Below are 24244 nucleotides of genomic sequence, written 5' to 3'. Positions count from 1 at the left end.
CGAGGTATCTCGAGTGAATATAGTTTTCGAACATTTCTTTTTATACTGAGGTTTAACAACTCATTGCACTTTAAGAATAATTTAAATTAAAATTGTAAGTAATTTTATCAAAAAATCATACATAATACTGTTGTTTTTGAGGAACTCATGATTGTCATATATTCCTAAATCTATATGGTAGGTGTCAATATTTAGTAATTCCCCTTGGGTTGCCCTGGCCAGAAGCCGCGACAACCCTTTTTGATAAGAAAACGGAATGGAGTTCATACATGACTGATGGTCTGACACAGGGTGGAACTGAGATGGTTTCTGGCGAAGTAGCAAATGAAACTCTCGTTGGTCAGGCAGCTTCGGCTGTAGAAATTGCTGCACCAGCAGCAGGCGAAACAACAAACGTTGTTCTTAGCAAAGGACAAACCGCAACATTAAATTTCGATGCGACGGCAGCAACCCCGGTAATTGAAGGCAATGACTTTGTTCTGACCTTTGATAGTAACGGTGATGGTAGCGCCGATAGTCGTATCGTATTCCAGAATTTAGTCGCAGAATCCCAAGGCGCGGATGCTCCTGTTCTGGTTATCGGTGGTGTTGAACTTTCCGCAGGTCTTTTGATTGGTCAGGCACAAGCCTTGGTCGAAGGACAAACCCTTGAGACCGCAGCCGGTGCAGGCGCTGGCCCACAAGGCGGTGGCGGTAGCACCTATGACGAAAATCTAGGCGATATTATCGATCTGCTCCAGGCACAACAGGCGCTTGGTGGAACTGGTCTGGAATTTGGTTTGCTGGCGGGTGCTGAAGATATTTCTGACCCAGCGGAAGGTACTTTTGATCTGTCATTCCTGACCGTGACCACCGAAATACCTGATGATGGCGGTGAGGGCGGCGAAAACTTTGTTTCCGGTACTTTCTCTGGCGGATTTGAAGACTGGCAGCCAAACCAGCATTTGGGTGATGAAAGTACATTTCCTATGCAGGTTGAATTCAACTTCACACCTGCTGATAATGAAACACTTGATTCCGTCGTTATCAACGCACTGCCAGATGGCGTTACGCTCTATATTGGCGGTACAGATGCTGCCAATATCTTTGCAGGTTCTTTTCCTGTAACAATTCTTCCTGAAGATTATGATGCGATCTTCATTTTGCCACCAGCTGATTCAGATGCTGATATCACCGTTAATGCGATTGCAAATATTTCAGACCCTGATTCCGGTGATAGTGCATCTATTCCAGCAACCGCAGTTGCAATTGTCGACGCGGCTGCTGATAAGCCTGTGTTTGGCGACGATGGCGGTCTGGATGGCGATGGTCTGGTTGATATGTATCTGTTGCAAGATCTGACCGGGTCTTTCAGTAACGACCTTGCGAATGTGCGTACTGCTATATCTGGCCTGATTGGCAAAATTGATGGCGGTGAGTTCTCTGCGGATATACGCCTTGGTACGGGAAGCTTCAAAGACAAACCTCTTTCTCCTTATGGTGATCGTTCTGATTATGTTTTCCAGAATGCCGAGAATGTAACAGATGATCTTGCTGCGGTTCAAAGTGCGGTTGATGGTTTTAGTGCTACGGGCGGTAATGATGGACCAGAAGGCCAAATCGAAGCACTTTTGAACTTGGCTCAGAATGCAAGTGATCTTGGTTTCCGCAGCGGTGCATCGAAATATGTTGTTCTGACAACCGATAATTCTTTCCACAAAGCGGGTGATGCGTCTAGTCTTGGCGCAAACGATGGCGACGGTGATTTGACGGCTGATCTGGACGAAGATTACCCATCTCTTGCACAGCTGAAAGCAGCATTGGATGCTTCAGGCATCGTTCCGATCTTTATGGCGACATCTGGTTATGTTTCTGAATATCAGGCGTTGGTCGATTATTTGGGTGTTGGTGAAGTTCACGAGTTGACATCTGATAGTTCTAACTTGTTGGCTAATATTCTTGCCTCGGGTGGTACAGGTTCAAACCCTGAAGATAATGTTTATGATGAACAGGCCGAGGTCACTGTACCAGTCGATGTTACCTTCGGTGATTACACTGATGGTTCAGAAGTCCACACAATTGTGTTGAGCGGTATTCCTTCTGACTGGATCCCGACATTTGCCTACGAATTTACCGTAGATGGCCTTGCAGATGGACAAAACCCGGGCGATATCGGGTTGAACACAACTTATAGCATCACAATTGATGTAACAGATCTGGATGACGTGGGCGGTCTGGTTGATATTGACTTAACCTTTAACCCGCAAGACTGGACATCGTCACGTTGGAGTGACGGTTCATCCCATGATGATGGTGATGCGACAATCGGTTTGAAAGCCATTGCTGTCGAAACTAACCTTTCTGGCGATGAGCTGACTGATCTGAACAATCGTGCAGAAACTGATGGTAGCCATACGATCAAGGTTATCGAAGATATCCCCGAAGTTCAGGGCGTGACTTTTACTCACGATGAAACCAAGGGTGTTGATGCTGGGTCAGGTGATGTTGCCGCATTGAATGCTGCTGTTGCAGCCGCATTGGTTGCAAGTACTGTTGGTGTACATGGTTCTGTTATTGGTCAAGCTGAAGCTGAAGTTGCACATGACTTCAAAACGGATGGACCAACAACACCAACTGATGCATCTGATGTTGGCACCGAAAAACTACATTTCCAAGATTACGACAGCTTTGAAGTTCCGGGGATGACAGCTGGTGGGGAAGGCGACGAGAACTCTAGTCCTATCTTCCTGACCCGCGATGATACTAACCCGAATATCGTTTGGGGTCTGGATAATGATGGTAATGCTGTCTTCTCTGTGCATCTTGAACAACCAACAACATCATCCGGTACTGCGACAATGACTTTTGTTCAGTATCAACAGATCAATCATGGCGTTGATGGCGACAATTCATCTGGTGAACATGATGATGCGCTGTCATTGACATTGGATTATGTGGCAATTGATGGCGAAGGCGACGTGAGCGATCCTGCTACTGCTACAATTACAATTGAAGATGATGGCCCATCAATCCAAGCGTCGTCTGCCGCGATGGATGAAAGTGATACACTTTATGGTACATACAGCCTGTTTGGTGCTGATGAGGCCGTAACGATTGATGTGGCAGATGCCGGGCGTGATTCTGCTGGGTATCATAACACGATCGGATACTATGTTTCTGATGCTGACGGAAACCCGATCGGTGGTGAAATCATTCAACCAGACGCACATGATCTGACATCCACTTCTGTTACCTTTAACAAAGCTGATTACCCAGAGGGTGCTACCGTTGGTATCTTCTTGATCCCGAATGGGGATGGCCAAAATACCGGCCTTGCGGCTGGTGATGATGTCACCTTCAAATTTGAAGGCGGCAAGTGGGTTGCTTATAAAGGTGCTGACGCACTTTCTGGCAGTCAGGAACCTGCTTACTTCTCTAACTCTGGTCTAAACCCTGATGGTTCTACACATGTTGTGGATAACCCCTATCCGGGTAATCAGAACTGGGAAGATCTGCGTAATCCGAACGGTGATGGTGATTATAACGATGTGAACCTTCGTGTTCGTGTAACTGGCGCTGACCCTGTTGATGGATGTGGTGTGGCCGTTGGTCAGATGATATTTGATATCGGAACCGACGTTGTTGGACATAGCTTTAGTGTTGAGGCACCAACTGGTGTTACATCCGCAACAGAAACGGTTACAACGGAAACTACTACTTCTGCTGATGGTCGCTTCATCACAATCGAAGCTGAGACCACAGGCGGTGATGCCGTTTATACCTTCGTATTTGATACCACGAATGGTAAATACGAATTCACGCAGTATCGTCAGCTTGATCATGATCAGGATGGGTCAACGCCTGCGGATCATGATGACCTGCTGGCGCTTGGTTTCACTGTGACACTGACTGATGGTGACGGTGACACCGCTTCTGCGGTTGCCACGATCAACATTGATGATGATGGTCCTTCTGCCCAAGCAGATGTAGTTTACACCGATGAAACACCCGGCGTTCAGGGCGATACTGACGAAATCTTTGTTAGTGATATGCCAGATGATTTTCCAGCCCTTGTTCAGGGGTATCCACTTTCCATTGCAAAAGAGAGCCTTTCCTTTGATTTTGGTAAAGACAAAATTGGTGGAAAAGTTGATCTGACAAACGCCGATGGTAACGCTTACAACGGTGAGCTATCAGGTCTAAAGGATGCTACGACAGATCAGGATATCAAGCTTTATAGCGAAGATGAAAATACGGTTGTCGGACGTTTGGATAGTGGCGAAATTGTTTTTGTTGCCTATATGTCGCATTCGACATCTTCTGAAAGTGCAGATTTGTATTTTGCACAGTACCGCGGCATTGAGCATCCAAATACAGGGTCTCATGACGAAGACATCAACCTGAATACGCTGTTCTATACTGTGACGGATGGTGACGGTGATACGGCGACAGCAAATATTCGTGTGAATATTGATGATGATGGACCAAATATTAATGACGAGACGGCAGATCACCTTCGTGAGAGTGATCTTCACAACAACGGTTCAGATAAAGTAACGGGTTCTTTCAGCGGTTTCTATGGTGCTGATGGTCCTGGATCAATTGAAATTACAGATCTCAAGTTTGTCAAAGATCCAGACTATGCGGGCGGTGCGAAAGTACCGTTCACTTCTGGTGGCAAGGATATTGAGTTCGGTGATCCTGTTGCCGATGGTGGCTTCATGGTTCTGACTGGTGTTGCCGCGATCGGACCAAATGGTGCGGAACTTCCGGTTATCACACTGAAGGTTGATAATAATGGTAATTATGAAATTATTCTTCATGAAGCTGTTGATCACCCGGATGCAAATCGCACAGGGATTAGCGATGAACTGGAACCTCATTTCGAGATCGTTATAACCGACGCCGATGGTGATACAAATACGGCAACGCTGAAATTCCACATCACAGATGATGGTGTTAGAGCTATTTACGATACCAATTCTTCTGATATCCTCAAAGAAGATAGCAATCTGGTTTCCGTCGGTAATGTGCTTACAAATGATGATCAAGGTGCGGATGGTGCGATTGTTACCACAACATCCGAAATGGTCGGTACTTATGGTTCTTTGACAATCAATGCTGATGGTAACTACACTTATATACTTAACAATGGTGCAGCGAATGTTCAGGCACTGGCTAATGGTCAAACTGTTTCTGAGACATTTACCTATCGTATGGAAGATGGTGATGGTGATAGCGATACAGCGACGCTGAGGATCTTCATCAAAGGTACCAACGACGCGCCGGTTGCTGTTGCTGATACAGGAATTACAACTGATGAAAATGCATCTGTTGCTATTGATGTGCTGGCAAATGACACCGATGTTGACCATAGTGACAGCCCTGCAAGATTCTCTCTGGATAATGTAAGCTTTGCTTCTGGTGTTCCGGATGCTCCTACGGCAACGGCAACTATCTCTGCTGGCAAATTGGTCTTTAATCCAGGTGCTGACTTTGATTATCTGGCTGATGGTGAAACCGCGACAGTAGTTATCAATTATACCATGAGTGATAGTAATGGGGCGTCATCAAGCTCTACCGCGACCATTACTGTTACGGGCTCTAACGATGCACCAGTTGCTGTTGATGATATTGTTCTGACAAATGTTCAGGGCGAAATTGATATCCCGGATTGGGCATTGCTCCAGAATGATACGGATGTTGATAGCGATTTGGTCGTCGATAGTGTGTCAAATGCTCAAGGTGGTACCGTTTCCCATGATAGCGGGAATGATGCCGTTACCTTTACTGTTGATGCCGGGACGGGTGGTTTTGGTGATAGCTATACGACTGTGATCGAAAATGCTGCAGATCGTTATAACAATCCTCTCAACGACAATCGTGCGACAGCTGTTGATCTGACCGATCGTTCAAAATGGGGCGCTGTAACTGATGGTAACAGTGGCCAGGTCAAGGATGGTGCTCTGCCTTCTATTCTCTTCAAAGGGAAAGTTGATAACCGTGGCTATGGGACGAACCATGATCATGACATGGTTGCTGTTTATCTCATGGCTGGTGAGAAGTTGATCATGGATATCGACACGCATGGTACTGGTGGGGATACAGAATTGCGTGTATACGACGCAACATCTCAACTTATGTATACCGACGACAGTTCAACCTCTAGTGGTGGATCAGGTTCTACATCTAGTTTTGACTCTTACGGTGAGTTTACCGCTACAGTTGAGGGTGTGTACTATGTACACGTGAAAGACTGGGGGAGTGCTAATAATGATGCAACGTATGATCTTTGGCTTTCTGTCGAGGGAAATGCTGCGCCAGTCGTCGACAGCAGCTTCGACTATACTGCCGGGGACGGTTCTCTTGATGATACAGCTTCTGTTTCTGTCGAAGTACAGGACGGTGATACGATCACTGGCACAGATGCAGATGAAATCCTTGTCGGTGGTGATGGTGATGATATTTTGCTCGGTGGTGACGGTGACGATATCCTTATTGGTGGTGAGGGCAACGATACTCTAACTGGTGGTACTGGTGCTGATACCTTTGGCTTCACTGGGGCATTGGATAGTTCGAACCGTGATACCGTAACAGATTACGATATTGGTGAAGGTGACGTGATTAATGTTAGTGATCTCGTGACCTTTGAAGATGCTGCTAATGGGGGTGACATTGCTGATTATCTCCAAGCGTTTGACAATGGTCGCGGTGGTATTGAGCTAAGAGTAAATGCAGATGGTGCTGGTGGCGACTATGAAACTATTGCCCTGCTACAGGGACTTGATGGTGGTAGCCAGATCAAAGTTATTCTGGATGATCAAGAATACACTGTGAATGTTGCTGATATTACAGGTTAATCATCCTGTTTAACTAGCTAGTCGTTTTTGTCTGACTGGGACAAGACTTTAAAAAGCCCTGGATATTTTTATCTGGGGCTTTTTCTTATGGAGCGTCATTATAACTTGTTTTGAGTAATGTTGATCAGGATCGCGCATTTAGAAGTACTTATCATTATAGAGTAATGGGAGGTTTAGGTGGGGCACTTTTTCTCATTAAAATTTGTTTGCTATAAATTTGGTGAAAATTACGTGTCTAATTTGAATAAAATTTTATTAAAATTTAAAGCATTTTTAGATGATAAAAATTAAGCGTTTATGTTAAATTTTATCTATCATCTAAAGGACATTAACTAATTGAAATAAAATATAAATATAATATATGTGTGAATTTTATATTCATACATATATATGTCGTTTTTGTAATTATATTTCTGTTAAAAATATGTGATTTCAGTTAAATTGGACGCTGTGAAAAAAGAGCTCTTTTATTGCTCTGTCGTATTGCTTCGATAGGCCACACGTATAAAAGAGCAGGTGAATTGAATTTAAATGATGGTGAATGTGTTGACACAAGTTACGAGCGAAACAGTATCAAGTAATTTTTCTGGTGAAATGGGCCAAGACCAACTTGTTGGCCAATCTCTCGCTACTGTTGATGTGACTGCACCTGCTGCAGGTGAAACCATTAACGTCGTCCTTACCAAAGGGCAGACAGCCAACCTTAACTTTGACGCAACTGGCGCAACTCCGGTTATCGAAGGCAATAATTTTGTTCTGACCTTTGATAACAATGGGGATGGTTCTGCTGACAGTCGTATCGTTTTTGAGAACTTGGTTGAAGCATCCCAAGGCGCGGATGGTCCCGTTCTGATTATTGGCGGCATTGAACTTTCTGCGGGCCTTCTTATCGGTCAGGCGCAGGCTCTTAACGCTGGGGAAACACTTGAAACAGCTGCGGGTGCCGGGGCAGGTCCTCAAGGCGGCGGTGGCAGTACTTATGATGATGAAACAGGCGATCTTGTCGATCTTCTGGAAGCTCAGGATACTTTGGGCGGCACAGAGCTTGATTTCAATCTTTTAGCGGGCGCTGATGAGCAGACCCTGGCAGCACTTGATGATGCGCCGGTCAACAACGGTGCCCCTCCTGTGAATGTAAAGGTGCACGAAGATGCACTTAAAGGTGCGAATGCTGAAGGCGGTGAAGGTGGCGAAACCCAGGTTTCCGAAATCAGCATTACAGCCGAGGCACTGGCCGCAACCGTAGATGCGGGCGATGATGGCCTTGGCGGGTTTGATTTTAATGAAAATGTAAGTGGTGACACAGGCGTTACATCTCAGGGCGAGGTCGTTACTTATAAAGTGATCACCGACGGAACGGGCGCTGTTATTGCGGTCCAAGGCGTTGCAGGTTCTGGTGATGGCGAGCGTGTGGTGTTCGAGCTGACCAAGGATGGTGATGATTTTAACTTTGCCCTCAAAGATCAAATCGATCACACGCCAAATATACCTGCCAATGATGATGGCCAGTCACTTGATCTCGATATTTCTGGAGCCTTTAAAGCTTTTGATAGCGACGGCGACGAAGTTGTGTTGGAGACAGCTGTAACCGTGACCATTGAAGATGATGTTCCTGTGGCTCTTGCAGATAGCGCAAGTGTGGCCGGGACTGGCACAGATACGACAGTGACAGGCAACGTGCTTGATAACGATGGTGTCGGTGCTGATGGTGGGAAGGTGACCTCTATTACCTTTGATGGTAAAGAGCACGCTGTTGCTGCCGATGGTGTGACTGAAATCATCGGTGAAAATGGAACGTTGCAGATTTCTGCTGATGGTTCTTACAGCTATACAGCTTCGGGTTATCAAGCCGGTGGCGATTTTTCTGTTGGGCGTTCTGGTACGGGTGGTCGCAGCAGTGATTGGGGTGAAGTAAAGCTTTATGCCTATGGCAAGGACGACACACCGGATTTTGATGCGTTAGCAAATACCGGAGCAAATGTTACTTTTGGTAGCCGTGGGGTCGGTGTTTCTGGCGGCTCGCCTGCACCAACTCAAATCAATCACGACGCAGTGACAGGCAATAGTGAAAAGCTGATCATTGATCTTCAAGCGGATGCGACTTCTGCCACTGTTCGCGTTTCCAATCTCTACAAAACAGAAAGCACGGGCGAACAGGGCCGCTGGACGGCTTATGATTCAGAAGGCAATGCAGTTGCTACCGGATTGCTGAACGATACAACGATTTCTTATAGCGACAGCAATGTTGGAACCGCGACGATTGATACTGGCGGTGCCACATTCCAGTATTTGGTGATGGATGCCACAGGTTATGCCGGTGATGGCAACCGTAGAGGTGATTCGTCTGATTACTTCGTACGTCAGGTGACATTTAAAACTGATGAAGACGGCGCAGGCACGGATATCTTTACCTATCAGGTAACTGATGGCGACGGCGATACAGCATCAAGCACGTTGAGTCTGACCGTTGATGGTTCCAGCGCAGATTATTCTACTGCAACAGCTGGCATTCAGGCATTTTTGGATTACGATGGTGGCCCTGTTGGTGGCGCTAATGCGCCCACGGGCGGTGCAAATAATTCAGAGATTAAAGGCAAAGTCGGCCTTTCCAAAGAGCTCGTCAGTGATGACAGTCTCGAAGGTGTTGACGACCTCGTTGCGACAGATTTTGGCGATTATGTTTACGGCAGCGCGGCCGATAATCAAATTTCTTTAGGAGGCGGTAATGATACTTTCGACGATCGTTATAATGGCTCTGGCAATGACACCGTTGATGGTGGTTCTGGCAACGACAGAATGTGGACTGGTGATGGTGAAGACACGCTAATCGGTGGTATTGGTAATGATATACTCTCTGGCGAAAGCGGGAATGATCTTCTGATCGGTGGCGAAGGTGATGATCTTCTAATCGGTGGTTCAGGAGCAGATACCTATAAGTTCTCTGCTGATGATATTGGTGGAACAGATACGATTAACGGTTTCAGTACAGGTCAGGGTGACATTCTCGATCTTAGTGAACTGTTGATCGACAATGGTTCTCTTGCTGGTGCGGGTAATGACGCTGAGTTGGCTACTGCGCTTGATGACTACCTGAACATTTCAGTGGCTGGTGGTAAAACGACGATTACGGTTGATCAGGATGGCATTAGTGGCGGTGGAGATACCGCAACGATTGTTCTTAACACTGCAGGATTTGGCTCTTCTGAAGCTGACGTGATTAAATCATTGCTTGATCATGATAGTCTGGATGTCATTAGTTAAAGGGGTAAAGATACTCGTACCCTGAAGAGTGGGCTATTGCGTTAAATGGCGTCACAGAAGTGAATTTTAAAAATACCCTTTGGATTTTTCCAGGGGGTATTTTTTTGGGTCAAAATTTAATGAGTTAACATCTCGTCGCGGCTACTTTGCTTGGACTTTTGTCCTTTAAAGCGACAAATATTGTGGCAAAGAGAATACAACTCGCGGCGATGTAAAAACTAATACCAGGTATAATGTTAAAGAAAAATAAATCAGAGAAAACAGCAAAAATCAGCGATAGATATTCAAAGGTCGCTAGTTTTGAAGCTTCACTGTATTGGTAACTCAAGGTCATCATAATGTGAGCAATCCCACCGGTAATTCCCGAACCAATTAAAAGAGCCAGTTGTGTATTATCTGGTGTTGGCCAGCCTAACGGAAGAGTTGCGAGACCTGCCACTGTACAGGTTAAGGCAAAATAAAACGCTATTGCTCCGGCATTTTCTGTAAGGGCCAGACTGCGAATTTGAATTTTTGCGATTGCCGTAAAGCCGGCCGTTACAAAGCCTAAGCCAACACCGATTAGATAATTCCGGTCGACATCAAAACTGTTTAATTGGGGCAAGATTAACACCAACATTCCAGCAAAACCGAAAATGACACCAACCCAGCGTGCTTTGGTAACTGCTTCACCTAAAATTAATCTTGCAAGGAGAACGGTTAGAATAGGGGCGAGATATCCAATAATAGTGGCATCGGCAATAGGAAGATATTTTAAGGATGCAAATGAGGTAAACATGGCAATGCAGCCAAAAGCACAGCGTGCAATATGACCACTTGGCCGCTTTGTTTTTAAACCCGACGGGAAATCCCCTGTAATAAAAAGGAAGATAACGAGGGGGATAAGAGCAAAGGCGCTTCGATAGAAAACGGTTTGCCCTACGGGAAGGTCTTCGGCCAGCAGTTTGACGAAAAGAACCATGAAAGTGAAAAATGCTGTGGCGCCTATACGCAAGCAGATGCCTTTAAAATCGGCGGTCATTTTATTTATCCAATATCTGCAAGTGATCGCGTAAGTGATCCCCCGCAAGATTAAGTACTAAAACAGTTATTAAAACAGCTAACCCGGGGAAGATCATCAAATGAGGCGCCGTCAACATGTAAGGTTTTCCGTCTAGAAGCATGGCGCCCCATTCGGCTTGAGGCGGCTGGACACCAAACCCCAGGAAGCTAAGACCGGATATTGACAAAATTGTTCGGGACCAGGAACTTGTCCAAACGACGATGATGCTTAATAGGATGCTAGGAAGATAATGCCTTGATAAAATTAAAAAATACGGAATTTTATTCAATTTTGCCTGAATGACATAATCCCGTTGTTTGACATCTTCTGTTAGTGCCCTGACAAGACGTGCAAAGCGCATCCAGCTAACTAAAATTAGGGCTATAACCATGTTGATTGTGCTTGGTCCTAAGATACCGGTTATCGCAATCGCCGCAATTAATTCTGGGAAAGCAAAAAAACTATCTGTCATGCGCATGCAAAAGCCATCAACAAAACGGCCCAGTGGTTGATCAAGTGATCCGGCGAGTAGTCCGACGAACGTTCCAATCACAACCCCTGTTATTGAAATGATAAAGGCAAGCCCGACAGACCATCCGGCTCCGTATAAAATTCGTGTCGCAATATCTCGCCCCATTTGATCCGTTCCAAACCAGTTTTGCCAGTTGGGCGAGGAAAGGCGATTTAGGAAATCGGCTTCGACAGGGTTATACGGTGTGGCCCAAAAAGCCAAAACAACAAGTCCGATGAATAAGGTGATTGATATAAGAATATACGAAGGTACTTTGCGTGCGGAAGATCTTTCCAAGTTAAAAGGTTCTGGGAGGGAAGCCTGAGGTGTGGGTGAATTAAGAGGAAAACGGATCATGAGAAACTCAACTAACTATGCTTGCCGTGAGACAGGGTTAATGGACCATTGAAATATTTCAACAGCACTGTTTATCGATACATAGGTCACAGCAGAAAAAATAACGATACATTGGATGACAGGAAAATCCCTGCTCATGACCGAATGTACCAACAGTGATCCGATGCCCCCACGGGCAAAAACGACCTCTACAATAACCGCCCCCTCTAAGAGAAAAGCGAGCTCTAAGCTCAGCATGGTAATAAAAGGAACAAAGGCGTGTCGAACGATGTGTTTGAAAAAAAGCTCTTTTGGCCCGACACCTCTTAATTTTAGAGCCTCTAGGAATGGGGCCGCACTTGCTTCTAGCAAGAAGGAGCGGATCAGGCGGGTTTGTGAAGCAAGAACCGATAAACTTAGTGCGGATGCCGGTAAAATAAGATGTGCCATACTTCCCGTTCCATAAGCCGGGAGCCATTGTAATTCTGCAGCAAAGAGAAGTATTAAAAGCAATCCTAGCCAGTAGGACGGGATAGCAGCGCCAACAGATGATACTGCAATGGCAAAGCGATCAATCAGGGTCTTAGGTTTCCAGACAGAAATCAAGCTGAGGGTAAGAGCGAGGGTCATTCCAATAACCAGAGAAGAGATTGCCAGCTCCAATGTTTCCCATAATTGGCTCATGAGAATTTCACTAACAGGTTCTTGTGAAACCAAGGACAATCCAAAATCCAACTGGATTACATCAAAAATCCAGTTATAAAATTGTACAAAAAATGGATGGTCGAGGCCTGTTTCCAGCCTGATTTGTTCGACAAGTTGAGGCGAAGTACTGCCTTCGCCATTATATCGGGCATTAGCTATGGCAAGGGCTTTATCTCCCGGTGCAAAGAAGTAAAGGAGAAAGGTTAAGAAGGAAACGCCCAAGAGCACAAGCAATAGACTAGCTGCTTTTAGGGCGGTTGCTCGTAAAAGATAGATAGGGGTCATGCTGCCTGAAATTCTTTTATTGGTTTTGAGGGTAATGATCCCAAAATATGGGCAGCTTCCAGTAAGTCTCTGCCATAAGCACTTTCCGGGGCCTTAAAAAATGAAATTGCGTCTTGATATTCTTCAACATTCCCATGGTTTAAGAGTAAGATTTTATCGGCATAATGTCGTGCAAATCCCAAGTCATGGGTGATGAAAATATAGCTTAAGTTGTTTTGATTTTTTAACCTCTGCAGGAGCTGGGCAATCTGTTTTTGTATGATTGCATCCAATGCGCTAAGTGGTTCATCAAAGAAGAGAATGTTTGGCCGGGCAATGATAGCCTTTGCAATGCAAACACGTTGCGCTTGGCCAAGGGAAATTTGAGACGGATAACGATTTTCGAAACTTTCGGGTAAATCAACATCGCGTAATGCCTGTTTAATTGCGTGATCGATTTGTCGCTTATTTAATGATGAATGATAAAGGCTTTCCGAAATAGAAAGTTTTATCTTCTGATGGGGGTTTAAGGCGGCGATAGGGTCCTGCATAACCAACTGGGTTGCAGGTAAACCTGTTTGATGCCTTTTGGGACTTTGGTGAAGTTCTCCGTTAAGAGTAACCTTGCCTTCGGATAGAGGTAATAATCCGAGAATAGATCTCATTAATGTTGTTTTTCCAGACCCGCTTTCCCCAATAATGCAAAGAGTTTCACCACGGTTTAATACAAAGCTAATATCATCAAGAAGGAGTTGCTTTTGTAGGAGAACTGATAAATTTTGTACTTCAAGCATGGGAGTTTCCCCAATGGCGGTGTTTTACCAAATTTGCGGTATAGGGATGGATCGGAGAATTCAAAATTTGATCTGTTACTCCGAGTTCGATCAATTTTCCTGATGATAGTACGGCTATTCTATCAGCGAATTGTGCAGCCAAGGCTAAATCATGCGTAACCATAAGTACGGTAATATTATTTTCTCTTGCCGCTTTAACGACCTCTAGCAAGGCTCTTGCCGCGACGATCGGATCTAAGGCTGATGTCGGCTCGTCCAGAATTAGTATTTTAGGTTTTGCCGCCAAGGCAAAAGCAATGAGGAGGCGTTGTTGCATACCTCTACTCCATTGATGAGGGTATTTTTCACCGAATTCTTTTAACTTTAATTGAGTGAGAATGCTTTTTGGAAAATCTACCTCTAGCTTTCTTCTTTCATTTGTATGGAACTCGCGATCTTTGGGCCTAGTCACGCGTATTACTTGCTGCCATTGCCATTTTAATTTCTTTAAAGGGTCGAGACCAATACTTGGACTCTGGGGGACATAGGCTAATGAGTGTTTTGGAAAAGACCCAAATTTTTGATGATCAGAAAGGTCATGCATGTTGCCTTCAAAAGCGAGGGAACCCGAAGTCATAAGGTCATGATTTTTAAGACCCATTAAACTGCGTAAAAGGGTTGTCTTTCCCGCGCCTGACCCACCAACAACAGCAAGTGTTTCTCCGGACTTTATGTTCAGATTTATGTTATCGATCAAGACCTGACCGTTAAACGTAACAGTCAGGTCAATCAAACGTAACAATGGAGGAGGTGCATTACCTTTCAATGTCCAGCTCCGGTGATGCTAGATAGGTTTCTGCGGGGTGGATTTTGTAGCCCTTTATCTTTCCATTTCCTACTGAAACTTGCGTTTTATGGAATACGGAAATTAAAGGGAGGTCATCGGCAATAATCGCTTGAATACGGTCATAAATAACTTTGCGTTTAGCTGGTTCAAACTCTGTACGTCCTTGTTCAAGTAAGGAATCAAGTTCTGCGTTTTCATAACCGGAAAAGTTATAGCCAGCTTTTGAATCAAGTAACGTGGATGGGAAATAATCCGGATCCCCCTGAGGTGCTGTGCCCCAAGCCTGAAGGTGCATTTGAATCTCGCCAAGCTTTAACGCATCATTGTTTGCCTGAAATTCACCCATGGAAATTTCAACTTGTAAGCCAAGTTTACCAAGTAGTGCTTGAGCAACTTCAAGGGTAGGCTTAAGGGCCGGGCGACCTTCATATGAACGAATTTTAAGAACAATGTTGTTGCCGTCAATCTCACGTATACCATCGTTGTCAGTATCCTTGATATTAGCTTTGTCCAGGATCCCAAGTGCTTTGGTTACGTCGTAAGGAGACTTCAGGTCTTTATTTATCCAAGATGCCATTGTTTCTGGGAAAATTGAATGAGCTGGTTGGCCGCCAACTCCTGCCAAGGCTGTTGCTACGATGAGATCTCGATCGAGACCCAAAGATATAGCTTGTCTAAGGTCCTTGTTCGACAAAGGCCCATCAGCCGTTCGCAGCTGGAAGAAAAATAGACGAGTTGTGGCGGCTGAAAAGCGTTGCCCCTGATTTGTTTGTTCTAGGATTGCGAAATCAGGTTCTGCGTAATTGGTTACGAGATCGACATTACCAGCTCTTAAGGCAAGTGCAGCAACGGAAGCATCCGAAATGGTATCTAGGGTAATACCATCGAGTTTTGGCTTGCCGCCCCAATAGCCTTCGAACGCTTTCGTTTTATATGTTTTCCCTGTTATTGCTGAAGCAAAGACAAAGGGACCTGTGCCAATAATCGGAAGGGTTTCGTTTCCTTCTTTAATAACTGAGGCCGTTGGTTCCGTGAGCGACCAAATAAATGCAGAATTTGGTTTATTTGTTTCAAAAACGAGTGTTTTCTCATCTTTGATCGTAATGCTTTTTATGTCGAGTAATTTGGTTAAACGAGGATTGAAAGCGGGATGATCTTTTTCTTCGAGTTTCGAAAACGAGTCTTTAACAATCTGAGTTGTTAAAAGGCTTCCGTCATGAAAGTGAACATCTTCACGCAACTCAAACTCCCATTTGGTAGGAGAGGTGTTTCGATACGCCAGCGCCAAACGGGGAAATATTTTCATGTCGTAATCAAGACCGACAAGCGTTTCTGAAACACCCGCCTTATTACTAATCCAACCATTTTGTCGTGCCCTAGGCTCGGGGGCAGAACTTGTTGGGCCGAAAGGCATAGCAATTCGTAGTATTTTTTCTTGTGCAGAAGCTGAATTAATTGAGAGAGGGCTTACGTTACCCGCTGTTAGGGCGAGGAGAGCGGACGCAAGAATTGTCCGTGAATAAACTGCTTTCATCGTAATGAGGTCCATTAGTGTCTTGTTGGAATTATGGAAGATCTAGTTCATCGTATTTGATTTTGCATGTCATTTGAAATGTTATAACATATCAATTTATGTATTGGTATCTACTTTTTGTATAAATTTCAGCGACACTAAAATTTCAATGAAAATTAAATTGTTTAAAGGAAGTATTGTTATGAAACAGGATATTATGATGGGTGTTTGTTTGATTTCTCAGAATAAAAATATTGATTGATCATTTTGTCTCTGAAAGGAAGCCTCTCGAATGAGGTGCATCCTGTCGAGTTCATTCGGAGGAATTTTTCTTGGTTAGAGTTAATTGTAGAGGGTTGGAGAAAGAATACTTACTGCCTTTCATTGTGAGTGAACCATCGCGAAGAGCGGCGCGGACTTTTTTGTTGATCGGGTTCACTTTTGTAAAGCCGATGTAAAGGTAAGCCACCATCGCAATGCCACAGAGGACTTGCAAAAAGAACACCCCAAGGAAAATCCCCGCCAAGCCAACACCAAGCGCGCCAAAAATTCCCCATGTCAGGACAGAATTGTACTCGTAAGTAATCTGTTGTTCGTTGTCTTCGAGTATTTTGTAAGCTTCGATCATGGTATCCTTAATGTGTTGCAGCGACTTGCGGGTCTTTGAGAGATTTATGCTTGAGCCACAGGCCTTCGATGCAGGGTACTAAAGCAATAACGATGGCAGCAATCTGGGCGATGAAGATCACGCGGTAGGCTTCAACTTCCTGCATGCCGTAAAGTTTTGCACCTTGATAGACGATCTCCAAAACTTCGAGACCGAACTCGGTGCCGAACATAATAATCAATGCAGGCAACAAGGACATTATCGGGTTGCCTCGACATTCGGCCATAACCACACCTACAATGACGGTTGTGACAAGTCCCATACCCGCAGAGGCAACCATCTTGGAGGTGTAGAAGAAAGAAGCATCGACAGGGAGATCAGGATAGCGAATGTACCCCAGTGAGCCAAGCAAGAGCAGTAAAATACCACTGATGAGGAGTACGGGCATAAGGCGGGGCCAACGCACAAAGACAGCACCACCAAACACAACAGCAGCAATCTGGGCGGCGGCTCCAAGAGAGGCTCGGTCTTGAATCAAGTTTGGTGCACAGAGATGACGGACGAGATATGCCCCATCGAAAAAACCGGTTGAGGGAATTTCAAGTATAAACAGGCCGATGAGAAGAAAGGTTGCTGTTGGTGGAAGGCTTTTTCTTATGGTGGTATTTCTTAGGTTTTGAGAAGTCTCTTCAACATTGGCCAACTTTCTTTTCTTAAAATACAACGCTGTTATCAATGCGATCACAAAGAAAATTGCCATCAAAGACAAGCTTATGGGAGAGGTAACACCAGCAAGTGAATTAGACAGGGTCCATGCTTCAAAAGCTGCGATTGCAACGATGATGTAGCTGATGGTTTGCCAATCGATCTTACTGGGAGAGAGAACAGGAGCTGCCTTTAATTTTGGTATTGTCTCTGGTCTTTTAAGGACGGTACGAGTCAAGAAGAGATAGAGGACTGGAAACGCCGAGAATATCAGAAAGTAATTTCCTGTGCCGATATCCAGCGCGACGTACTTGACCAATTGAGGTGTGATCAAAAAGGCAACAGGTTGGGCCGCTGTCCACACCGTAGTGAGTAGGACACGCTCGCGTTCGTTATCAACTTCATTGATTGCGAGTTGGGCAATGGGGGCAAAGAAGGAGATAAAAAAACCGCCAAGTGCAAAACTAGTGATCACCATAAGTTCGCGTAAGAATAACGGCGGTCCCCAAAGCATTGTTAACCCGAGCGCAGCATAACAACCCCCGGCGATAAGCGCAGAGAGTGTCGCGATTTTTTGTGCCCGATCTCGGGTGAGCAAAAACGGTGCGACTGCAAGCGCCATGACTGAACTGCCGATCAGCAGTTCAACCAGGATCTGGGTTTTATCGACGGATATGTTGAGGAAGCTGGCAAACTCGCCCTCGGTAACAAAAACCGTTGAGGTGACAACAGATTTTAGCGCGTTTCCGAGAAAGACAAATGAAAGAACAGCCAGGCTGACGACACCAAGCAGTTTATTCATTGAACTGTAGTTCTATTTATTAAGAGAATACTCAGACTCATCGCGAAAATACTCTGTTTACATATGTTTTCGGGTTCATTTATGGGATCTCCGCCAGTTTTTTCTCCATATGATCCGCTGCACGTATCGCGAGGGCTGCAATGGTCAGAGACGGAGCATTAACCGGCATGGTGATATGAGCGCTGGAACCAATGATATAAAGATTGTCATGATCATGCGTAACAAGATCGCTGTTCACCACGGATGTCTCGGGATTTGTCCCCATACGGGTGGTGCCACCGATAATGGCGTTGGAGAGGTAAGGGTCGTTGTGTGATACCTCTGTCGCGCCCATGTTTTTGAAGACTTCCAGATTGATATCCAGACCGACCTTGAGGCCCTGTTTGGTATAATCATCCATTTTGAACGTGATCTTTGGTTTTGGGATGCCTGCGGTATCCATCTGATCTGAAAGTTCCAGGCGGTTATTGTAATCGGGCAAAACTTCGGCAGAAGAGTTCAGGCGCAGGTGACGCGAAACCTGTTCATTGATCTGGCGTGGAAGGTCCTGACCCACAACGCCTTTGTCGATAAGATCATGGGCCATGTTGATTGCATCGCTGTTGCCGGACCAGCCATTGTTCATAAAGGACGTACCAATGGCGGCGACTTTGCTGCGGAATTCACCATCACGCCGTTCAACCAACCCGGAAGTCTGTTGCGGTCCGCGGTAGGGAAAGACCGGATCCGGTGTGAGGCCCGTGGTGTCCTGATTGGCTTGGGTCAGAAGATAACGGCCAACGTTGTCGGTTGAGTTAGCAATGCCCTCACGGGCATATTCCTGCTTTGAATTGAGTAAAAGGCGTGGATTTTCAATCGCATGGCCACAAAGGGCAAAGACCTTGCCACCAACCCAGAAGGTGCTACCGTCTGGTTTTTGAACTTTCACACGGGTGATTTTGCCGTCTTTGTCTGATTCTATGAAAGTTACAAGAGCGTTGACCTCTACCCGTGCGCCTTCGTCTTCGGCCTTTTGGGCATCGACAGAGGCATCGTACTTAGCTGCGATCGGGCAAATAGGGACGCAAGTATTGTTGCCACAACAAACCGGGCGATTGTCATAAATTTCAGAATTACGTGCATGAGAGAAGACCGCGGAATGCAGACCCATTTTTTCCAAGGCTTTTGTCACCTGTTTGTCGAGAAAGGTCGCGGGAATTGGCGGCATTTCGTAAGGCGCGCCATCCCTTGGGGCACCCCAAACGTGGTTTGGATCGCCCGCAACACCCCAACGCTTTTCGGCGGTCAGGTAGTAGGGAACAACGGTGTTGTAATCAATGGGCCAATCTTCGGCGACCCCATAAAGGCTCTTCATCCGAAAGTCTTCTGGGCGCAAGCGATCCGCAAAGCCCGTCCAGTGCCAGGATGTCCCGCCAAAAATGCGCAAGTAAGCACCAATAAAGAGGTTTTCATTCAGGGTGTCTTTGTCTTGAACGTAAAAATCGGCGTAGCCGTTGTCTTCCGGGTGCGGTGCTGATGGGATGCTGGGATAAGGTGCCTGTGGGCCTTTGACCGGGTTTTCATAGAAGATTTTCAGAAAATCACCGCGCGAGCGACGATCCCCGGCCTCAAGCATAAGGACGTCGACGCCTTTTTCACGGAGAGAGCGGGCAAGGTGTGCGCCTGCCATTCCGGCACCGATGATAACCACATCGGCGTTCATTTTGTTTTCTTTCGCCATTTACATGCTTCCTCCCTTAGAGGGGCCATGCGCCCAGTGACCAAAGGCAGGACCACCGCAAATTCCGGGGGCCTTGGCAAAGGCCAGCGATGACCAGGCAACTGACCAGGGGTAGTAAGGAACCGTCGTTGTGCTGTTGCCTTTATCGTCCTTACGGGTGATTTCCCCGGTATAGAGAACCCGTGCGATCAGCTTGGCTTGTTCTTTAAGTTCGTCGCTGCCATGGGCGAGGGTCTCTGTGATAGAGCGTCCGTCCATCGCGGCAATAAAGGAGTTCATGCCATCCTGCCCGTACTGGAACAGAAATTCTGTTTCCACAGCGCGGACCATGTGGTCAGCAATGTCAACGACACCACCGATTTGGCGGACTGCTTCGCTAAAGACCCGAAAGCCGGAACCCAAACTTAATGCCTGAGCTTGGCTTGCGAGGGGAATTAGCGCAGCAGAAGCGAGTAACGTGCGTCTGCTTAAGTTCATAGGTAATCCTCTTCTATTGGCTAACGATGACAGCGCCGCGCGCTGTGTTGGATGATGTATCCTTATCCAACATCGCTGCGTAAAGCTGGTCGATGGTCAACCAAACCGGAGGATATTTATAACGAGCGACATCAAGAACCAATACGCGGTCGGTGTCTGCATCATAGGCTGCAACAGGGGAGATATGACCGCCCCCTACTTGCCCGATGGGTTTGCGTGAATAGTTGGCAACAAAACGTTTGTCTGGATCGGCAAGTGTTTTTGTAATGGTTTCACGCAGCCATCCTGCATCAAAATCATCGGCGTGTTTATACTCTGCCTTGGCGCCGAGGTTGATGAAGAATTGTGCCAGTTGTGGCAACTCAAGACCTTCGTGCTCAACCATGGCATAGGTTTTTACTTCTTGGTTTGCATCGGTGAAAATCGATGTTTGGGTAAAGAGCGGCCATGGATAAAGTTGGGGCGGGGTCGGACGCTCGATATCGAGGGAATTCATAACCCCGGCAATAGATGCGGGACCACAGAAGGTGAGAATGTGTTCGCTTTCTAGATAACTGGCCAGCTTGAGATAATCGGTAAGGATTTCGGCGTCTCTGAAGAGTTGCTCGCCCTCTGGAGAGGTCAGGTAAATGTTGGTATCAATTGTTGTCACACTGTCCGCGAGAGCAGGACTAATGAAGGAGAAAGCAACGAGGCTAACAGCGGCAACTGTGTTTAATAATAATTTTCTCATTTTTGTTCTCCAAACCATTTTGCGAGGGCTACAATATCTTTATCTGTGAGGTCTTTGACCATTTCCTGCATGACCAGGGCTTGGCCGCCTGTGCGTTGTCCCGACTTGTAGTGTCTGAGCGCATTGGCAAGGTATATCGGTTGCTGTCCGGCAATGATCGGCACGTCTGCCAGCGCGGGGCGTCCGTCTTCACCGTGACAAGATAGGCACTGAGACCCAACGGCTGGTATCGCTGTTGGTGTTGGCGCTGGTGTATCGGCTATGGCATGGCCACTCATTAAGAGGGGACTGAAGAGTCCAAGGGCCAATCCAGCTATTTTAAGTCCAAGTCTCGTTTTAAGTCGAAGTGCGAGAAGGCCACTTCTGGCGATCATGTCTGATTTCGTCATTTTAAGCGTTCCTGTCTGGTCAAAAGTTCCAGTCTGGTAGGTGTTCTAGCCCGGTAAGTATTTTGGTCTGTAAAATATTCAGTTTGGACTAGGCTTCGATGTTCACGTTGATCATCATGCCGGTATCTTCGTGGGGGAGGATGTGGCAATGCATGACATAACGCCCTGAAAAATCCAGAAACCGGGTTCTGAAAACAACAGATCCTGCGGCTGGTACGGCAATGGTATCCATCCAGGGTTTATCCGGATCGGCTACCCCGTTCACAGACATCACCTGAAAAGGATTGACGTGAATATGGATGGGGTGTGGGAAGGGCGTTGTGTTAATCAGGGTCCATTCTTCTACGGCACCGACTTTCGAGACCACATCATCACGGCGGGGATCAAAAGGTTCGCCGTTAATGGTAAACAGTGTGTCGTGGAAATAGCCCTTAACGTCTTCAACACCGAGCACAATTTTCCGATGTGCCGTGATCTCGTCATCGGTGATATCTGTCAGTATCCTGTTTTCGGGCAGATCGCCTTCAGGAATACTGTGACCAAAGGGTGTGCCTGCTGGAACGCGGGCATCGTCTTTGGGAATCACAAAGATATTGGCAAGATGTACAGGAGGAAGAGACGCTTTTCCTTGGTCGAAGAAAGGACGCGCCAACAGATAAGCTCCGGCCTTAACACCTTTGACGAGGATATCAACCCGGTTACCCGGTGCAAGATCAATTTGATCCACGCGTTTGGCTTTTGGCAGCGGGTTGCCATCGCGGCCGATTTCGTAAATTTCCAGACCATCGATTTTAAAGGGAAAGAATTGCGCATCGCCCGCGTGGAGGATACGCCAACGTTGAACCTCGCCCTCGCGGATATAAATCCGGGGTTTGTATTTCCCATTAACAAGGAAATCGCGTTCTGCATCCAACGGCCAAATTGGGTCTTCTGCATCCAAAATACCATCAACACCGGGGATGGGGGCCTGTATGACAAGGACGCGCTCAACGGCTTCCTTGATCTCAGGAACTTCATCAAGAGTTCCGGTAATCACGGCCATTCCTGCGGCGCCAGAGGCAACCTGGGCAGAGACCGAACCGTGGCGATGGGGATGATACCAATAACTTCCAGCTGGATGGTCGTCCGGAATTTCAACCACGTAATTGAATTTTTGGTCAGGTTCGATATTCAAATAGACGTTATCGCTGTTGCCCTTTGGGCTAACATGAAAGCCGTGGTAGTGCATGTTGGTTGTGTTGAAGTGGTTGGGAATATTCACTTCTGTCGGTTGGTCCGGTGTGTTTTCCGGCATCCGGTTTTCAAACGCCAGCTCCAGAGTATCCCCGGGATTGATTCGAAGTGTCGGTCCGGGCAGGCTGTTGTTAAAGTTCCGCAACATCGCGGTGCCGCTTGGTAACTCAACCTTGTTGTAACTCATGTAAATTTGAGCACGGAGTTGACCGTCTACGGATCTTAATTCTGGTGGATTTGGAAGGTCATCGGTAATACCCAATGGCGAAACACTGTCGTGGACTTCTTGTGCATAGCTAAATCCACTGCTGGTGATTCCCTGAAAGACGATTCCACCTGCTGAAAGGGCGGCAGCCCCTTTCAAAAACGTACGCCGTTCTATTTTTTTCATTAAAACTCCCCTGAGACAGCAATATTGGGGTGACAATACTAATGTCTGGTTAACATTGGCAGCTTATCATGACTGCTTTTATTTTTTTTGTGGTGTTACAATTATTTGTTGAAATTTATGAATCTATATTACTTTATATCTGTTGTTCAAAAAGATCTATCTCTATGAATTAAAAGTGAAATATTTTAATCGGAAAATTATAAGGTATTATTATTCCGTGTCTATGATTTTTTGAGCTTTTGAATTTTTCGAGAATTACATTCATCTGTTTTTATGTTCGGTACGGGGTTATACCGATTTACTTTGGCGTTTATTTATACAGGCTTTAATCTTTCCTCTTGTCTTTCTTCTGGCTCTTGAAGACAAAGAAGAACCTTGTTTATACAAAACTGAAAGCAGCCCTCGTTATGAAAATGACCCGTCCTTGTGTGAGGGAAAAAGTACTGTCATCCAGGGAATGTCGACAACTGATCGATTTTTTTGAACAATCTCAGGACGTTGCCTCAGCTAAACTTGCGGGTGGAGTGAAGAGTTCCATTCGCGAGTGCCAGTATCTTTGGCTGGATGACGGAGACGAAACCGCTTGGATATTCGGTAAGTTGGCGAAATTGGTATCTCGGGTAAATCAGGACTGGTTTGAATTTGACCTTGAAGACTTCAAAGAAGGTCTTCAGTTAATCAGATATGATGCGCCAATCGATCCTACGGCACCTGCGGGGCACTATGGCGCGCATATGGATATCGGCTCTTCAGGCTCTACGATTACGCGAAAGCTGTCGATTTCGATCCAGCTCACGCATGGCGCTGCTTATAACGGTGGTGAACTAATCGTCGATAACGAAGGCCGTGACTGGACGGCCCCAAAAGATCAGGGAACGGCGGTGGTTTTTTCCAGTTTCCTCCAGCATCAAGTCCGTCCGGTGACCAAAGGGACAAGGTACGCGCTTGTTGCTTGGGTCCATGGGCCAGCTTTTCGATAAGCTGAATATTTCTCACGTAGATTTTGCCAAGGTTATACCGCATTTACCAGAATATGGAGATTGAGGTTGATGTCAAAACTTCGTGAAAACAGGTTGAGAACCTTGAAAATTAAGAG

Annotated in this window: 16 protein-coding genes; 3 read left to right on the top strand and 13 right to left on the bottom strand. The window is 46.0% G+C overall.

Going from position 1 to position 24244, the window contains the following annotated elements:
- The first annotated feature begins 269 nt into the window (after positions 1-269).
- Positions 270-6839 carry a DUF5801 repeats-in-toxin domain-containing protein gene (locus ACFSKO_RS10595; RefSeq protein WP_380251281.1) on the top strand — a complete coding sequence of 2190 codons (6570 nt, stop codon included), beginning with the start codon at positions 270-272 and terminating at the stop codon, positions 6837-6839.
- 546 nt (positions 6840-7385) lie between these two features.
- On the top strand, positions 7386-10100 hold the full coding sequence (locus ACFSKO_RS10590) for a type I secretion C-terminal target domain-containing protein (RefSeq protein ID WP_380251279.1): 2715 nt from the start codon (positions 7386-7388) through the stop codon (positions 10098-10100).
- Between the two features lie 124 nt (positions 10101-10224).
- Here ACFSKO_RS10590 and ACFSKO_RS10585 read toward each other — a convergent pair whose 3' ends face one another.
- The 13 genes from ACFSKO_RS10585 to ACFSKO_RS10525 all read right to left on the bottom strand — a co-directional run bounded on the left by ACFSKO_RS10585 (position 10225) and on the right by ACFSKO_RS10525 (position 23148).
- On the bottom strand, positions 10225-11121 hold the full coding sequence (locus tag ACFSKO_RS10585) for a DMT family transporter (protein ID WP_380251277.1): 897 nt from the start codon (positions 11119-11121) through the stop codon (positions 10225-10227).
- A gap of 1 nt (position 11122) precedes the next feature.
- Positions 11123-12010, bottom strand: a complete 888-nt coding sequence (locus ACFSKO_RS10580) for an ABC transporter permease (protein ID WP_380251275.1) — start codon at positions 12008-12010, stop codon at positions 11123-11125.
- A 15-nt stretch (positions 12011-12025) separates the two neighbouring features.
- Positions 12026-12979, bottom strand: a complete 954-nt coding sequence (locus ACFSKO_RS10575) for an ABC transporter permease (RefSeq protein ID WP_380251273.1) — start codon at positions 12977-12979, stop codon at positions 12026-12028.
- The gene (locus ACFSKO_RS10570) at positions 12976-13752 is read right to left on the bottom strand and encodes an ABC transporter ATP-binding protein (RefSeq protein WP_380251271.1); all 777 of its coding nucleotides are present in this window, start codon (positions 13750-13752) and stop codon (positions 12976-12978) included. Before ACFSKO_RS10570 ends, ACFSKO_RS10575 begins: the two co-directional genes overlap by 4 nt.
- Entirely contained in the window at positions 13745-14557 is an 813-nt protein-coding gene (locus ACFSKO_RS10565; protein WP_380251269.1) for an ATP-binding cassette domain-containing protein, read from the bottom strand. Before ACFSKO_RS10565 ends, ACFSKO_RS10570 begins: the two co-directional genes overlap by 8 nt.
- Entirely contained in the window at positions 14547-16112 is a 1566-nt protein-coding gene (locus ACFSKO_RS10560) for an ABC transporter substrate-binding protein (protein ID WP_380251267.1), read from the bottom strand. Before ACFSKO_RS10560 ends, ACFSKO_RS10565 begins: the two co-directional genes overlap by 11 nt.
- Positions 16113-16404: 292 nt before the next feature.
- Complete coding sequence (locus tag ACFSKO_RS10555) at positions 16405-16719, bottom strand: hypothetical protein (protein ID WP_380251265.1); 315 nt, start codon at positions 16717-16719, stop codon at positions 16405-16407.
- A 7-nt stretch (positions 16720-16726) separates the two neighbouring features.
- Positions 16727-18205, bottom strand: a complete 1479-nt coding sequence (locus ACFSKO_RS10550; protein WP_380251263.1) for a hypothetical protein — start codon at positions 18203-18205, stop codon at positions 16727-16729.
- A gap of 79 nt (positions 18206-18284) precedes the next feature.
- Complete coding sequence (locus tag ACFSKO_RS10545) at positions 18285-19925, bottom strand: GMC oxidoreductase (RefSeq protein ID WP_380251261.1); 1641 nt, start codon at positions 19923-19925, stop codon at positions 18285-18287.
- A complete protein-coding gene (locus tag ACFSKO_RS10540; RefSeq protein ID WP_380251259.1) occupies positions 19926-20402 on the bottom strand; it encodes a hypothetical protein in 477 nt (158 codons plus the stop codon). It abuts the gene before it with no gap.
- A 13-nt stretch (positions 20403-20415) separates the two neighbouring features.
- Positions 20416-21135, bottom strand: a complete 720-nt coding sequence (locus ACFSKO_RS10535; RefSeq protein WP_380251257.1) for a phytochelatin synthase family protein — start codon at positions 21133-21135, stop codon at positions 20416-20418.
- Entirely contained in the window at positions 21132-21524 is a 393-nt protein-coding gene (locus ACFSKO_RS10530) for a c-type cytochrome (RefSeq protein ID WP_380251255.1), read from the bottom strand. Before ACFSKO_RS10530 ends, ACFSKO_RS10535 begins: the two co-directional genes overlap by 4 nt.
- Positions 21525-21612: 88 nt before the next feature.
- On the bottom strand, positions 21613-23148 hold the full coding sequence (locus ACFSKO_RS10525; protein WP_380251253.1) for a multicopper oxidase domain-containing protein: 1536 nt from the start codon (positions 23146-23148) through the stop codon (positions 21613-21615).
- A gap of 407 nt (positions 23149-23555) precedes the next feature.
- Here ACFSKO_RS10525 and ACFSKO_RS10520 point away from each other — a divergent pair, with 407 nt between their 5' ends.
- The gene (locus tag ACFSKO_RS10520; RefSeq protein ID WP_380251251.1) at positions 23556-24128 is read left to right on the top strand and encodes a 2OG-Fe(II) oxygenase; all 573 of its coding nucleotides are present in this window, start codon (positions 23556-23558) and stop codon (positions 24126-24128) included.
- Positions 24129-24244: the final 116 nt, after the last annotated feature.

The sequence above is a fragment of the Kiloniella antarctica genome (genome assembly GCF_042682825.1).
Taxonomy (GTDB): domain Bacteria; phylum Pseudomonadota; class Alphaproteobacteria; order Kiloniellales; family Kiloniellaceae; genus Kiloniella; species Kiloniella antarctica.
The sequence above is the reverse complement of the archived record's forward strand: the minus strand, read 5'-3'. Positions and strand labels throughout refer to the sequence as shown.

Coding starts and splice junctions, on each gene's coding strand:
- ACFSKO_RS10575 (WP_380251273.1), bottom strand. CDS start 12,979: ATGACCCCTATCTATCTTTTACGAGCAACCGCCCTAAAAGCAGCTAGT.
- ACFSKO_RS10545 (WP_380251261.1), bottom strand. CDS start 19,925: ATGGCGAAAGAAAACAAAATGAACGCCGATGTGGTTATCATCGGTGCC.
- ACFSKO_RS10555 (WP_380251265.1), bottom strand. CDS start 16,719: ATGATCGAAGCTTACAAAATACTCGAAGACAACGAACAACAGATTACT.
- ACFSKO_RS10525 (WP_380251253.1), bottom strand. CDS start 23,148: ATGAAAAAAATAGAACGGCGTACGTTTTTGAAAGGGGCTGCCGCCCTT.
- ACFSKO_RS10560 (WP_380251267.1), bottom strand. CDS start 16,112: ATGAAAGCAGTTTATTCACGGACAATTCTTGCGTCCGCTCTCCTCGCC.
- ACFSKO_RS10530 (WP_380251255.1), bottom strand. CDS start 21,524: ATGACGAAATCAGACATGATCGCCAGAAGTGGCCTTCTCGCACTTCGA.
- ACFSKO_RS10540 (WP_380251259.1), bottom strand. CDS start 20,402: ATGAACTTAAGCAGACGCACGTTACTCGCTTCTGCTGCGCTAATTCCC.
- ACFSKO_RS10570 (WP_380251271.1), bottom strand. CDS start 13,752: ATGCTTGAAGTACAAAATTTATCAGTTCTCCTACAAAAGCAACTCCTT.
- ACFSKO_RS10550 (WP_380251263.1), bottom strand. CDS start 18,205: ATGAATAAACTGCTTGGTGTCGTCAGCCTGGCTGTTCTTTCATTTGTC.
- ACFSKO_RS10580 (WP_380251275.1), bottom strand. CDS start 12,010: ATGATCCGTTTTCCTCTTAATTCACCCACACCTCAGGCTTCCCTCCCA.
- ACFSKO_RS10595 (WP_380251281.1), top strand. CDS start 270: ATGACTGATGGTCTGACACAGGGTGGAACTGAGATGGTTTCTGGCGAA.
- ACFSKO_RS10535 (WP_380251257.1), bottom strand. CDS start 21,135: ATGAGAAAATTATTATTAAACACAGTTGCCGCTGTTAGCCTCGTTGCT.
- ACFSKO_RS10585 (WP_380251277.1), bottom strand. CDS start 11,121: ATGACCGCCGATTTTAAAGGCATCTGCTTGCGTATAGGCGCCACAGCA.
- ACFSKO_RS10520 (WP_380251251.1), top strand. CDS start 23,556: ATGAAAATGACCCGTCCTTGTGTGAGGGAAAAAGTACTGTCATCCAGG.